The sequence below is a fragment of the Micromonospora sp. Llam0 genome (genome assembly GCF_003751085.1).
GTDB lineage: Bacteria > Actinomycetota > Actinomycetes > Mycobacteriales > Micromonosporaceae > Micromonospora_E.
On record NZ_RJJY01000001.1, the window covers coordinates 4581533 to 4597467 of the forward strand.

The 15935-nt window shown below is 75.0% G+C and carries 2 protein-coding genes; both read left to right on the top strand.

Translation table 11 applies throughout. The annotated features are described in order from the left end of the window. Nucleotides 1–48 precede the first annotated feature (48 nt). Nucleotides 49–6438 (top strand): type I polyketide synthase, encoded by a 6390-nt coding sequence (locus tag EDC02_RS19995; RefSeq protein ID WP_199757700.1) that lies wholly within the window; start codon nucleotides 49–51, stop codon nucleotides 6436–6438. 27 nt (nucleotides 6439–6465) lie between these two features. After that, the gene (locus tag EDC02_RS20000; protein WP_123603282.1) at nucleotides 6466–15852 is read left to right on the top strand and encodes a type I polyketide synthase; all 9387 of its coding nucleotides are present in this window, start codon (nucleotides 6466–6468) and stop codon (nucleotides 15850–15852) included. The last annotated feature ends 83 nt before the right edge of the window (nucleotides 15853–15935 follow it).

Here is a 15935-nt window from a genome sequence, read left to right on the forward strand (position 1 = left end):
CCAGACCCGACCTGCTCCCGCACCCCTGTCTCCCGAGGCGGTCTCGCTATGTTCGACAACGACGGTACCGATCCGACCCAGCTCATCGCGGTCGTCGGCATGGCCGGCCGGTTTCCCCAGGCACCGGACGTGGACAGCTTCTGGCGGCTGCTCCGCGACCGGGGCGACGCGATCGCCCCGGTGCCCGGTGACCGGTGGGACGCCAGCGCCCAGCTCGACCCGGAACGGCACGTCCAGGACGTCGCCGGATTCGTCGACGACGTCGACCTGTTCGACCCCGGCTTCTTCGGGATCTCCCCCCGGGAGGCCGAGGACATCGACCCGCAGCAGCGGCTGATGCTGGAAACCGTCTGGCGGACGCTGGAGGACGCCGGTCAGCCGGCGGCCGGACTGCGCGGCTCCCGTACCGGCGTCTACGTCGGAGCCTCCTGGCACGACTACGAGATCCTGCGCAAGGAACGCGGCCTGGGGGCCACCACGCACAGCGCGGTCGGCAACGCCCTGGACGTGATCGCCGCCCGGGTCTCGTACTTCCTGCGGCTGACCGGGCCGTCACTGGTCGTCGAGACCGGGTGCTCGTCGTCGCTGGTGGCGTTGCACCTGGCCGGTCAGGCGTTGCGCGCCGGCGAGACCGACGCGGCGCTGGTCGGCGGGGTAAACCTGATCCTCGCCCCGGACGTGTCGATCGGGCTGACCGCCTTCGGCGGGCTCTCCCCCGAAGGTCGGTGCAAGGCGTTCGCGGCCACCGCCGACGGGTTCGTCCGGGCCGAGTGCGTCGCGGCGCTGATGCTGAAGCGGCTCGACCGGGCGATCGCCGACGGCGACCGGATCCGCGGCGTCATCGTGCGCACCGTGGTGAACAACGACGGCGGCGGGGAGAGCCTGGTCACCCCGAACCCGGCCGGCCAGGAAGATCTGCTGCGCCGGGCGTACCAGGGGCTGGACGGCGTGGTCGACCGGCTGCGCTACGTCGAGGCGCACGGCACCGGCACCGGCCGGGGCGACCCGATCGAGGCCGGCGCCATCGGCCGGGTCCTCGGCCGGGCCGGCGCCCGCGCCCGCGCCGGTGACGGCGGTCAGGTGGGTGCGCCGTTGGCCCTCGGCTCGGTGAAGACCAACATCGGGCACGCCGAGGCGGCCGCCGGGCTCGCCGGCCTGGTCAAGGTGCTGCTCGCCCTCGAACACCGGGTGGTGCCGCCCAGCCTGCACTCCGCCGAGCTCAACCCCGCCATCGACTTCACCGGCCTCAACCTGCGGCTGGTCCGCGAGCCGCTGCCGCTGCCGGTCGACGAGGCGGTCTGCCTCGGCGTCAACTCGTTCGGCTGGGGAGGCACGAACGCCCACGTCGTGGTCGCCGACCCGCCGGCCGGCACCAACCGCCGCCCGGAGCCGGCCACCGCCGCGACCGGACCGGGTGTGCCGGCCGTCCTGCCGGTCTCCGCGCACACCAACCAGGCCCTGAACCAGCGCCTGCGTGACCTGCGTGACCGGCTCGCCGCCGGGGCCGAGCCGCAGCGACTCGCCGGCGCGCTGGCACACCGCCGCGACCACTTCCCGCTGCGTACCGCCGTGGTCGCGGCCGACGCCGAAGCGGCCGTGACGCTGATCGACGCCCATCTGGACGACCCACAGGCCGACCTCGCCGGGATCACCGCCGGCCGGGCCGACGCCAGCGGCCGGACCGCGTTCGTCTTCCCCGGGCAGGGTGCCCAGTGGGCGGCCATGGGACAACGGCTCTACGCCGAGGTGCCGACCTTCGCGAAGGTCATCGACCGGTGCGCCGACGCGCTGCGGCCGTACGTCGACTGGGACCTCACCCAGGTGGTCTCCGGCGCCGCCGGGGACGGCTGGCTGTCCCGGGTGGACATGCTGCAGCCGACCCTGTGGGCCACCTCGGTCGGGCTGGCCGAGCTGTGGCGGGCCAACGGTGTCGTGCCGGACGTGGTCGTCGGGCACAGTCAGGGCGAGGTCGCCGCCGCCACCGTCGCCGGCATCCTCAGCTACTCCGACGCCGCGATGGTGGTGGCCCGACGCAGCGCACTGGCCCTGCGTACCTCCGGCAACGGCCGGATGCTCGCCGTCTCGCTGGACCGGGACGCGGCGCTCGACGCCCTCGCCGGCTTCGAGGAACTGGTCTCTTTGGCGGTGCACAACGGCCCCAGCTCGTGCGTCCTGTCCGGCGAGACCGAGGCGGTGCTCACCCTCAAGGAACTGCTCGACGCCGACGAGGTCTTCTGCCGGCTGGTCGACGTCGACTACGCCTCGCACAGCCCGCAGATGGACGCGCTCACCGACGACCTGCTCGCCGCGCTGCACGAGCTGCGGCCCGGTCAGGGCGAGGTCGAGCTGATGTCCACGGTCCGGGTCGCCCCGCTGGCCGGACCGGAAATGGACGCCCGCTACTGGGTGGACAACCTGCGCCAGCCGGTGCAGTTCCACGACACGATGGGCCGGCTGTTCGACGACGGCGTCACCCACGTCGTGGAGATCAGCCCGCACCCGGTGCTGGTGCCGGCGCTGGAGCAGCTCGCGGCGGCCCGGCCGCAGCCGCCACGGGTGCTGTCCACGCTGCGCCGCGACCAGGGCACCCCGGCCGACCTGGCTGCCGCGTTCGGCCGCGGCTACGTCGCCGGACTGGCCCCGTTCGCCGGGCTGCCCGACGGGTTCGGCGTCGACCTGCCCGGCTACCCGTGGCAGCGGTCGACGCACTGGCCGCCGGCCGCCCGGCGGCGCTCCCGTACCGCCGGCACCGAGATCACCCTGGTGCCGTCCCCGTCGGAGACCGACCTGTGGCAGGCGGAACTGGAACTCGGCGCCGACGACCAGCCCTGGCTCGACGACCACCGGGTACACGACGCGGTCGTGGTACCCGGCGCCGCGATGATCGTGCTCGGTCTGGGCATCGGCCGGGCCCGTACCGGCCGACTGCCGGCCACCCTGCACCGGACCACCTTCCACAGCGATCTGACGCTGGCCGACGGACCGGCCCGGCTCGGCATGCTGTGGCGCGACGACGTGACCGAGGGCGGTTCGTTCGTGCTGCAGTCGCTCGGCTCCGACGGCAGCGGCTGGTTCCGGCACGCCACCGCCCAGATCCGGCACACGACCGGGGCGGCGGACCCGGTGGAGTTCCCCGGGCAGCGGCTCACCGACCCGGCGACCGAGGTCGACCCGGAGACCTTCTACGCCGGCTGCCACCAGCGCGGGCTGCGCTACGGTCCGGCCTTCCAGGGAATCCGGCGGCTGCGCCACGGCACCGACTGGGCGCTCGCCGAGCTGGCGCTGCCTGACCGGTGCCGAGCCGGCGCGGCGGCGTACCCGCTGCACCCGGCGCTGCTGGACGCGGCGCTGCAGGCGAGCCTGGCGCTGCACGCCGGCCCGGCGACCGTGGTACCGACCGGGGTGGACCGGGTCGATGTGCTCGGCGAACTCGCCGAGCCGACCGTGCAGGCCTGGTCGTACGTGTCCCGTCGCGACGACGGCCGGTACGACGTGCACCTCTACGACGCCGACCGGACCCCGCTGCTCAGCCTGCGCGGGCTGACCTTGCAGGAGTTGGACGTGTCCGGGCCGGCCGATCCCGACGCCGGTCTGCTGCACCAGTTGCGGTTCCTGCCGCGACCGGTGCAGCAGCCGGGTACGCCCGCCGGCCGCTGGCTGGTCATCGGCTCCGGTGACACCACCGACACCGACACCGTCGGCGGCGGCGACACCGCCGACCTTGCCGCCAACATCGCTGGCGAGCTGCGCCGGGTCGGCGCCGACGCGGACGTGCCGGCCGCCGACGGCGATGTCGACGCGGTACGCGACGGCGACCTGACCGGCCTCGTCTACCTGGCACCGGCCGCCCCGGCCGGCCTGGACCGTCAGCGGCAGGCCCTCGCCGGGCTGGCGGACCTGGTCCGGGCCTGCCTGGGCCGCCCGGCACCACCCCGGCTGGTGCTGGTCACCGTGGACGCCCAGACCGCGACGGCGGCCGACCGACCGGACCCGGGCTCCGCCCTGTTCTGGGGTTTCGCCCGGGTGCTGCGCCGGGAGCACCCGGAGCTCGTCGCGACCGTCGTCGATCTGACCGGGACCGCCGACGCCGCCGGTTCCGCCGGCACTCAGTCGACCGACCCCGCCGCCGCGCTGGTCGCCGAGCTCGGTGCGGCCGACGGCGACGACCAGGTGGCGCTGCGCCCCGACGGCCGGTATGTCGGCCGCATCCTGGCCACCGGCCGGGCCGACCTGGACCGGGTCGCCGACGGTACGCGGCCGCGCTGGCGTACCCCGCGTCAGCCGTTCCGGCTCATCCCGGCCCGCGCCGGCGGCTGGGACGGCCTGGAGTTCCGCCCACTACGCCGCCGACGCCCCGGCCCCGGTGAGGTCGAGGTCGAGGTCACCGCGGCGGCGCTGAACTTCATCGACGTGATGAAGGCCGTCGGCACCTACCCAGACCCGGTCGGGGCCGGGCTGCTCGGCGGCGAATGTGCCGGCCGGGTCACCGCGCTGGGTGCCGGGGTCACCGGCCTCACCGTCGGGGACCGGGTGGTCGCCTGCGTCTTCGGTGCCCTGGCCTCGCACGTCACCGTCAGCACCGGCCGGGTCCGGCCGATCCCGCCGGAGCTGTCCGACGAGGACGCGGCGGCGCTGCCACTGGTCGGGGTGACCGCCTGGTACGGGCTCGCCGAGCTGGGTCGGACCGGCCCCGGCGACACCGTCCTGGTGCACTCGGCCGCCGGCGGGCTGGGGCTGGCCGCGATTGCCGTCGCCCGGCACCTCGGTGCCGAGGTGATCGCCACCGCCGGCACCGAGAGCAAACGGGAACACCTGCGCCGGCTCGGCATCCGGCACGTGTTCGACTCCCGTGACCTGTCCTGGGCCGAGCAGGTGCTGGCGGCGACCGGCGGGCGCGGCTGCGACGTGATCCTCAACTCGCTGACCGGGGCGGCGATCACCCGTGGCCTGGACGTGCTGGCCGAGGACGGTCGGTTCATCGAGGTCGGCAAGAAGGACATCTACGCCGACCGCACCATCTCGTTGAGCGCGTTCCGCAAGGGAATCTCACTCGCCTCGGTCGACGTGGCCGGTTTGATGCAACGCCGACCGGCCCGGTTCACCGAACAGTTCGGGCAGGTGTGGGAGCTGGTCCGCACCGGCCAGCTCGGCCGGCTTCCGGTGATCGACTACCCGTTCGGCCAGGCCACCGAGGCGCTACGGGAAATGTCGCAGGGGCGGCACATCGGCAAGTTCGTGCTCAGCCGGCCGGACAGCGTGGTGTCGGTGGCGCCCGAGCCGCTGCCCGGCGGCCGGTTCCGCGACGACGGCACCTACCTGATCACCGGTGGCCTCGGTGCGCTGGGGCTGTCCCTGGCGGAGTTCGCCGCCGCCGCCGGCGGCGGGGCGATCGCGCTGCTCGGCCGCTCCGCACCGGACGCCGACGCCGCCGCGCGCATCGACGCGGTCCGGCACGGCGGCGTCCAGGTACGCACCTACCAGGTCGACGTCGCCGACCGGGCCGCGCTGGCCGACGTGCTCACCCGGGTACGCACCGACCTGCCGCCGCTACGCGGGGTGGTACACGCGGCCGGCGTGCTGGACGACGCCACCATCGCCACGCTGCACACCGGACAGCTCGACCGGGTGCTCGCCCCCAAGGTCGACGGAGCCCGACACCTGGACGCCCTCACCGGCGCCGATCCGCTGGACCTGTTCGTCCTGTTCAGTTCGGCCGCAGCGCTGGTCGGCAACGCCGGGCAGGCGGCGTACGCGGCCGCGAACGCGTACCTCGACGGGCTCGCCGAGGACCGGCGCCGACGCGGGCTCGCCGGGCTGTCGGTGCAGTGGGGGCCGTTCGCCGGGGTCGGGCTCGCCGCCCGGGACGGCAACCGGGGTGACCGGCTGGCGGAACGCGGCATGGGCAGCTTCCCCGCCGAGCAGGCCTGGCCGGCGTTGACCCGGCTGCTCGCCACCGACGCCACGGTCGTCGGCTACCTGCCGCTCAACCTGCGGCAGTGGTTCGACGCCTACCCCGACACCGCCGCGCTGCCCAGCTGGCAGGAGCTGCGCGCGGGCCGGGCGGCGGCAGCGGCCGGCGGTGACGCCGGACAGTTCCTCGACCAGCTGCGCAACACCCCGGCCGACGACCGGGCCCCGCTGGTCGAGGCCAAGGTACGGGAGCTCACCGGCCGGGTGCTGCGGATCGACCCGACGGTGATCGACCGGGACACCCCGTTCAAGGCGCTCGGCCTGGACTCGCTGATGAGTCTGGAACTGCGCAACCGGCTGGAGGCGGCCTTCGACCTGAAGCTGTCGCCGACCCTGCTGTGGACGTACGGCACATCGGGCGCGCTGACCGGCATGCTCTGCGACCGGTTGCCCACCGGCGACGACGAGCGGCCGGTGTCCGCCCCCGACGCCGTGCCCGCACCCGACGCCGTACCCGCCACCGAGTAGCGACCTGCGACCTGCGGAGGAACCGCTGTGACGACCACACCGAACGGCACGACGCCGTCCGCGCCGACGCCGCTGTCGCGCGCCCTCGACACGATCCGCAAGCTGCGGGCGCAGCTGGAGGCCAGTGGCGACAACCAGCCGATCGCGGTGATCGGTGTCGGGCTGCGCCTGCCCGGCGGGATCGACACCCTCGACGGGTTCTGGCAGGCCCTGGCGCAACGCCGGGACCTGATCGGGCCGCTGCCGGCCGCCCGGCGGGCCCCGTTCGAACGGGAGTGGGCACAGCTGCCGCAGCTCGGCGGGTTCCTCGACGAGGTCCTCGACTTCGACGCGGCGTTCTTCGGGATCAGCCCACGGGAGGCCAGGGCCCTGGATCCGCAGCACCGGCTGCTGCTGGAGGTCTGCCACGAGGCGCTGGAGCATTCGGCCCGGCCGGCGGAGCAGCTACGTGACACCCGTACCGGCTTCTTCGTCGGCATCACCCACCAGGACTACCGGGACTGGGAGCCGCACGGCGCCGACGCCTACTGGGCAACCGGAAACGGGCACTGCTTCGCGGCCGGGCGGGTGGCGTACGCGCTCGGGCTGACCGGCCCGGCGGTCGCCGTCGACACCGCCTGCTCGTCGTCGCTGGTCGCGATCCACCAGGCCAGTTCGGCGCTGCGGCGCGGCGAGTGCGAGGTGGCGCTGGCCGGCGGAGTCAACCTGATCATGTCCCCCCGCTCCACCCGGCTGCTCGGGCCGCAGATGGGTGCACTCTCCCCGGACGGGCGGTGCAAGGCGTTCGACGCCCGGGCGAACGGGTTCATCCGGGGCGAGGGCTGCGCCGTGCTGGTGCTCAAGCGGCTGGACGCCGCCCGGCGCGACGGTGACGTGGTGCACGCCGTCCTGAACGGATCCGCGGTCAACCAGGACGGGCGGTCGTCCGGGTTCACCGCGCCGAACGTGCTGGCCCAGTCCGCGCTGATCGGGGCGGCGCTGGCCGACGCCCGGCTCACCCCGGCCGACATCGGGCTGATCGAGACCCACGGCACCGGCACCGCGCTGGGCGACCCGATCGAGATGGAGGCGGTCGCGACGTCGCTGGGCCGGCCCACCGAGGCCGACGACCCGTTGTACGTCGGCGCCGCCAAGACCAACGTCGGCCACCTGGAAGCGGCCGCCGGCGTGGTCGGTGTGGTGAAGGCGATCCTGTCGCTGCGGTACGACGCCGTACCGCCGCTGGTGCACTTCTCCACCCTGAACCCCCGGATCGACCTGGCCGGCACCCGGGTAAGGATGCCCACCGGGCTGCTGCCCTGGACGGGCCGGCCGGGCCGCCTCCGGCACGCCGGCGTCAGCTCGTTCGGGATGAGTGGCACCAACGCGCACGTCATCGTCGGCGAACCGGAGCCGGCCGAGGCACCGGCCGGCCCCGCCGGCTCCGCGCCAGGCCGCCAGCCAGTCGCGGGTGACGCCGTGCCGGTCACCGGATTCGAGATCTCCGCCGGCAGCCGGCCGGCGCTGCGGGAACTGGCCGACCGGTACGGCCGGCGGCTGGCCGATCTGCGGCCGGAGCAGTACGCCGCGTTCGCGTACACCGCCACCGCTGGCCGGACCCGGCACGCCGTCCGCGCCCGGGTCACCGCCGCCGACCCGGCGGCGGCCGCCGCCGCGCTGTCCGCGCTTGCCGACGGCAGCGACGCCCCGACGGTGCAGGTCCACGAGGGGGACCTGCCGACGGCGCTGCCCGACCTGCCGCGCCAGGTGGTGGAGCTGCCGCACTACCCGTGGCAGCGGCAGCGGTACGCCCCACCGGTCGAGTCCGGACCCGCGTCGTCCGACGTGGCGTCGCCGACGGCACCCCTGTACGAACTGGGCTGGCAGCCGATCGCCGGCCGGGACCCGGACGGCTCCACGCTGGTGCTCGCCGGTGACGACGGCGAGCTGTTGACCGCGCTGGCCGAGGTGGCCCGGACGGACGGCTGGCCGACGGTCGTTCTCGGCCCGGCCGGGCTGCCGGCCGCGACCGGTCCGCTGCCGGCCGACGGCCAGCAGTGGCAGGCGTTCTGGCAGCGGCGTGACCCGGCTGAGAAGGTGCTGGTGCTGCTCGCCATGGCCGCCGAAGCGCTCCCCGCCGAGCTGCCGGCCACCGAGCCGGCCACCGAACTCGCCGCTACCGGCGACGGTGGACTGGCCGGTGCCGGCGCGGCGCTGTGCGTGGCGGTGACCACCGCCGTACGGGCGCTGCCCGGCGGTGCGCCCGACCGACGGGTGGTGGTGCTGACCCGGGGTGCCCGACGGACCGGTGCCGACGATCCGGTCCGGGCCAGCACCCACGGCCTGCTGCACGGGCTGGCCCCGGTGCTCGGCCTGGAGCTGCCGGCCTGGGGCGGCCTGGTCGACCTGCCGGTCGACACTGGGCCGACGGACCTGCTGGCGGCGCTACGGGCACTGCCCGGCGACGGCGAGGAGGACCTGCTCGCCGTCCGCCGGGGCACGGCGGCGACGGCCCGACTGCGTCCGGTGCCCGCCGACTACGCCCCGCAGCTGCCGGTCGACCCCGACGGCAGTTACCTGGTCACCGGTGGGCTCGGCGGCGTCGGCCGCTGCCTGGTTCGCGACCTGGTACGCCGGGGCGCCCGACGGCTGCTGTTGACCGGCCGCCGGGCCGCCGACGACATCGCGCCGGCCGCTGCCGAACTGCTCGCCGAGCTGGCCGACGCCGGCGTCGAGGTGCGCTACCGTACGGCGGACTGCGACGATCCGGCGGCGCTGACCCGGGCGCTCGCCGACGACCTGCCCCGGCTGCGCGGCGTCGTACACGCCGCCGGGCATCTCACCCGTACGCCGCTGGCGCACGCCGACCGGGCCGCCTTCGAGCAGACCCTGCGCGGCAAGTTCACCGGCGCCTGGTGGCTGCATCTGCTGCTGCGGGACCACCCGCTGGACTTCTTCCTGACGGTCTCGTCGGTCTCGGCGCACTGGGGAGCCGACGGTTACGGCGGTTACGCCGCCGCCAACGGTGGGATCGACATGATCGCCAACCACCGGGTATCCGCCGGCCTGGCCGCGACCAGCGTCGCCTTCGGACCGTGGACGGTCGACGGCATGGTGGACGCGACCGATCTGGCCGAACTGGCCCGCGGCGGTGTCGACCCGGTCACCGCGCAGACCGGGGCCGCCAGCCTGACCGCCCGTACGGCCGGGTCGGACGCGGTGCTGGTCTGCTGCCCGGTCCGGTGGGACCGGTTCGCCGCGGTGATGTCGGCCCGTCGGCCCCGGGCCCTGTACCAGGATCTGGTCACCGGACCCGCCGCTGGCGGCGCCCCCTACCCCCCGGCCGGGCCGGCGTCGGGACCCGCCGACCCGGCCGGGGCCCACGCCGCCGACCCGCCGGCCGGTACCGGGGTGGCGGGACGCGAGCGTCTGCTGGCCGTGCCGGAGCTGGCCCGGCCAGCGGCGCTGCGCGACCAGGTCGGTACGGTCGTCGCCCGGATCCTCGGCTACCCGGACGGCGAGCAGGTCCGCCAGGATCAGGGATTCTTCGATCTCGGCCTCGACTCGATGATGGCGGTCGATCTGGTCGATGCCCTGGCCGGCGAGTACGGCGTACCGCTTCAGGTGGCTGACGTCTTCGACCACCCGACGGTCTCCGATCTGGCCGCACTGATGCTGGGTCGGGTCGACGACAGCGCCACCCCGCCGGCCGGCGGGCAACGGCAGCGTCCGGCGGTACGGTCGGCCGAGCCGGGTACCCCGGAGCCGACCCGGCCACCGGCCCCGGCCCCCACGCCGCAGCCGGCCGACGCCGCGGCCGGGGAGCCGATCGCGATCATCGGGATGGCCGGCCGGTTCCCGGGTGCCGACTCCATCGACGAGTTCTGGCAACTGCTGGTCGACGGCCGCGACGGAGTGGGCGCGGTGCCGCCGCGCCGATGGAACGGTGCTGCGCTGCACGACAGCGACCCGATGAGCACCGGCACGATCACCACCGACCAGGGCGGCTTCCTCAGCGATGTCGACCGGTTCGACGCCGGGTTCTTCGGGATCCCCGCCCGGGAGGCGCAGAGCCTGGACCCGCAGCACCGACTGCTGCTCGAATGTGCCTGGCACGCGCTGGAGGACGCCGATGTCGACCCCGCCGGCCTGGCCGGCGGCCGGACCGGCGTGTACATCGGCATCTCCAACTCCGACTACGCCCGGCTGCTGCAACGTGGCGGGCTCGGCCAGCTGGACGCGTACTTCGGCACCGGCACCTCGCTCAACGCGGCCGCCGGCCGGATCGCGTACCTGCTCGGTCTGCACGGGCCGGCGATCGCGGTGGACACCGCCTGCTCCTCGGCCCTGGTCGCGCTGCATCTGGCGATCCGGTCGCTGCGCAGCGGTGAGACCGACACGGCGCTGGTCGGCGGGGTGAACGTGATCGCCTCACCGGAGGCGTCGGTCGCGGTCAGCCGGGCCCACATGCTCTCCCCCACCGGCCGGTGCAAGACGTTCGCCGCCGACGCGGACGGCTTCGTCCGTTCCGAGGCCGCCGCGGTGGTGCTGCTCAAACCGCTGTCGGCCGCGCTGCGCGACGGCGACCGGGTGCTGGCCGTGGTACGCGGCAGCGCGGTCAACTCCGACGGAGCGTCGTCCGGCCTGACCGCGCCGAACGGGACCGCGCAGCAGGCGGTGCTGCGCGCCGCGCTCGCCGACGCCGGGGCGTCCGGCCCGCAGGTGTCCTACCTGGAGGCGCACGGCACCGGCACCGCGCTGGGCGACCCGGTCGAGGTCCGGGCCGCCTGGCAGGTGCTCGGTGACGGCCGGGCACCCGGTGAGCCGCTGCACCTCGGGTCGGTAAAGAGCAACGTCGGCCACTGCGAGTCGGCGTCCGGCATCGTGTCGGTGGTCAAGACCGTCCTGGCGTTGCGGCACGGCCGGCTGCCGGCCAACCTGCACTGTGCCGAGCTGAACCCGCAGATCGGCTGGGCGGAGATGAACGTCCGGGTGCTGGACGAGCCGGTACGGTGGCGCTCCGGCGGCCGATCCCGCCTCGCCGGGGTGTCCAGCTTCGGTTTCTCCGGTACCAACGCGCACGTCGTACTCGCCGAGGCACCGCCGCAGGAGCCGGCCGGCGACGAGCCCGGCGGCCCGTGGCTGCTGCCGCTGTCCGCGCCGGACGAGGCCGGGCTGGACCGGTCGGTGACGGCCTGGGATGAGGTACTCGCCGGCAGCACGGACGCGGACCTGCCGGCGTTGGTCGGCAGCGCCGGTGCGGGCCGGGTCCACCTGCCGGTCCGTCGGGCCGCGCTCGGTTCGTCCGTCGAGGAGCTGCGCCGCGCACTGGCCCGGACGGCAACGCCCGCAGGAGCCGACCAGCCAGCAACGCCCGCGGGGGCCGACCGGGCGACAGCGCCCAGGGCAGCGGGCCGACCGCCCCGGGTGGCTTTCCTCTTTTCCGGCCAGGGCAGTCAGTACTTCGGGATGGGTGCCGAACTGCACCGGACCGAACCGGTGTTCCGGGAGACGTTCGACGCCTGCGACGAGATCCTGGCTCCGCGACTGGGCAGCTCGCTGACCGAGCTGATGTGGCACGGCACGCGGCCGGAGCTGCTCGACCAGACCTGGGCTACCCAGCCGGCGCTGGTCGCGCTGGAGCTGTCCCTCGCCGCCCTCTGGGCGAGCTGGGGGGTCCACGCGTCGGCGGTGATCGGCCACAGCGTCGGGGAGATCGCGGCCGCGATCCACGCCGGCGTGCTCGACCTCGCCGACGGCCTGGCACTGGTGGCCCGGCGGGCGCGGCTGATGCAGGACACCCAGCCGGGCGCGATGCTGGCCGTCGCCGCCGAGCCGGACCAGGTCGCCGAGTGGCTGGACGGCACCACGTTGGACGTGGCCGCGATCAACGGACCCCGCGCGGTCGTGGTGGCCGGGCTCGCCGAGGAGATCGCCGACTTCGCCGCCGACCGCCGGACGAAAGGGGTCCGCTGCCAGCAGTTGGTGGTGTCGCACGCGTTCCACAGCCGGCTGATGGAGCCGATGCTCCCCGACTTCGGGCAGACCCTGGCGTCGCTGCCGAGCCGCCCGCCGGCGCTGCCGATCGTGGCGAACCTGACCGGGCGGCTCGCCGGGCCGGACACCTACCTCGGCGACTACTGGTGCCGACACGTACGTCAGCCGGTCCGCTTCCATGACGGCATCGGCCAGCTGCGCCAGCTGGGCGTCGACGTCTTCCTGGAGATCGGGCCGGGACGTACGCTGGCCGGCCTGGTCACCGCAGGAGGGTCGGCACCGGACGGCGGGGTGGTGGCCTCGCTGCGGCGGGGCGCCGCCGACCGGGCCACGCTACTGGACGCGGTACGCAGCCTCTACCTCGCCGGAGGGCCGGTCCGGTGGGCGGCGGTGCAGCCGCGGCGACCACGACCGGCCGGGCAGCGGGCCGCACGGTACCCGTTCGCCGACACCCGGTACTGGACACCGCTGGCTGACCAGCCGCCGTCATCGTCAGCTACGGCTACGGTGGACGAGCCGCCGACGGGACAGCCGCCGGCAGCGGCGACCGGGCAGCAGACCCAGTCGCACGTCGGGCGGGAACTGCGTTCACCGGCGCTGCGTGGTCGGGTCTTCGAGTTCACCCGCAGCGCCGCGTTCCCCGCCTACCTGACCGATCACCGGCTCTACGGCACGGTGGTCACGCCGGCCGCGTCACATCTGGCCACCCTGGTCCAGGCGTTGGCACCGGACGGCAGCCCGGTGACGCTGACCGATCTGGTCTGCCCCCGGGCGCTGGTGATCACCGAGCAGGAACGGTACGACGTCCAACTGACCGTCGACCGGGCCGGTGGCCGGCTCGCGGTGAGCAGTCTGGTCGACGCCGACCGGGACCTCTGGCAGGAGCACCTGGCGGCCCGGCTACGGCCGACAGCAACGACGACAGGCCCCGCAGCACCGGATCCTGCGGTGGCGGAGCTGCCGGCACCGGACCCAGCTGCCGACCGGGCGGCCTTCATCGCCTCGGCACAGCGGCACGTCACCGGCGCACAGTTCTACGCGTACTTCCGCGACCTCGGCTACACCCTCGGTCCGTCGTTCCGGTGGATCGCTGACATCTGGCTGGGCTGGGACGAGGCGTTGGTCCGCTACGTTCAGCCGCCGCTGCCCGACGATCCGGCGGACTACCAGCTGTACCCGGGACTGATCGACTCCTGTTTTCAGAGCATCGCCGGTTTCCTCGTCGACGAGGTCGCCGAGGAGGCTCCCGCACTGGCCATCCCGTTCGCCGCGGCCCGACTGGAGTTTCCGGCCCGGGACCGGATCGACGGGGAGCTGTGGGGGCGGGTCCGGGTCCGCGACGCCGAGCCGCTGGCCCGTGGCCGCAGCCGGGTCACCGCCGCCGATCTGCGGCTGGCCAGGCCAGACGGGACGACGCTGCTCGCGGTCGACGACTTCCGGGTCCGGCACGCGCCCCGGGAGCTGCTGCGCCGGAGCCTGCGCGACGACCGGGCCGGCCTCTACACGGTGCGGTGGCAGCCGGCCGACGACGATGGCCGAGGCCCGGACGCCGACCCGGCGGGTGCCGGTAGGCGCGACACGACCGCACCGACGGGTGCGGCTCTGTCCGGCGGGTCCCGGTCGGTGCTGCTGGTCGGCCCGGCGACCGACTTCACCGAGGCGCTGGCGGCTGAACTGCGCGACCTCGGACACGCGGTGGACGTCGACCGGTCCGGGTCCGCGTCCGGGGCGGACCTCGTAGTGGACCTCAGATTCCTGGCCGTGGACCCGACCGGCACGGACCCGACCGGCGACCACCCGACCGGCGACGCCGCCGGGCCGGTGCCCGCTGCGGTGCTGGCGCTCGGCGAGTCGCTCCGGGGCCGGTCGACGTCGACGCCGTACGTGGTGGTCTGCCCGGCCGACGACGCCGCCGCACCCGACCGGGAGGCGCTCTGGGGGATGCTGGCCGCGGTCGAAGCGGAGGAGTCGCAGCGGCGGCTGCTGCGGATCGACCTGGTCGAGCCGGCCCCGGCGGCCGCGGCCCGGCTGGGCCGGCAGCTCGACGCGGTGCTGGCCAGCGGCGTCACCGAGCCCCGGCTGCGGCTGCACGCCGACGGGGTCGAGGTGCCCCGGCTGGTCGCCGTCGAACCCGGTCCGGTGTCGAGCTGGCCGGACGGTGTCCTGATCACTGGCGGTCTGGGCGCGCTGGGGTTGAGCGTCGCGCGGATCCTGGCCGACGGTGGCACCCGGACGATCACCCTGGTCGGCCGGTCGGCTCCGGGTGCCGACGCCCGAGCCGCCGTCGACGAGCTGGTCGCCCGGGGGGTACGGGTCGAGGTCGTCGCCGCGGACATCGCCGATCCGGCCGGCTGTGCCACGGCCGTCGCCGCAGCGGGCCGGCTCGGTCCGCTGCGGGCCGTCCTGCACCTGGCCGGCACGACCGACGACGGCGCCTTCGCGACGCTTCCTCAGCCGGCGTACGAGAAGGTCTTCGCCGGCAAGGTGGGCGGTGCCCGGAACCTGGCCGACGCGGTACGCGGCCTCGACCTGACCGCCTTCGTGCTCTTCTCCTCGGTGTCGAGTGTGTTCGGGTCCGCCGGTCAGGTGAACTACGCGGCCGCCAACGGCTACCTGGACGGGCTGGCGACCGCGCTACGCGCCGACGGCGTACCGGCCGTCAGTGTCAACTGGGGTCCCTGGGAACCGGCGGGCGGCAGCGGGCTGGCCGCGACCGAGGCGGTCCGCCGGGCCGCCGGGCAACTGGGCGTGCGTGCCCTCACCGACGCGGAGGCGGCCCCGCTGCTGGCCGCCGCGCTCGGCGCGCGGCGCACCCGGCTGGTAGCGGTCGCCGTGGACCTGGCCCGGTACGCCGGGCGGGCCGCCGGGCATCCCCGGACTGCGCTGGTCCGCGAGCTGGTCGCCGACGTCTCCGGTACGGTCCACGACCGGTCGGCGGGCGGCCCGCCCATGGACCGACCGGTGGAGGCCGGCCGGCCAGCGGGTTGGCTGCGCGGCCTGCTCCTCGGGCTGGCCGGCCCGGACCGGCAGGACCGGCTGCGTTCGGCGATCGCGGAGCTGGTGGGTGAGACGATCGGCGACACCGGACGAATCGACGACAACCGGGGCTTCGCCGAGCTGGGCCTCGACTCGATCATGGCGATCGACCTGCGGGCCCGGCTGTCACACGCGCTCGACGTCGAGTTGCCGGCAACCGCCGCGCTGGACCACCCGACGGTACGGGCGATGACTGCCTTCGTGGACAGCCTGCTCCCGGCAGCGGACCAGCCCGGTGGCGCACCGGAGCCAGCGGAGCCGGCAGAACCCGCGCGGCCGAGGTCAGCGGAGCCGGCAGAACCCGCGTGGCCGGCGTCGGCGGTGGACACCGCCGATCTGGCCTCGCTCTCCCTCGACGACCTGATCGAGGCGGCCCGGGCCGATCTCGCCGCCGGGCCCTGACGACCACGCCGGTGGTGTGGTGCCACGTCGTGGCACCACACCACCGGCGGCGACGGTCACGGCCGGCGGCCGGGCGTTCGCTG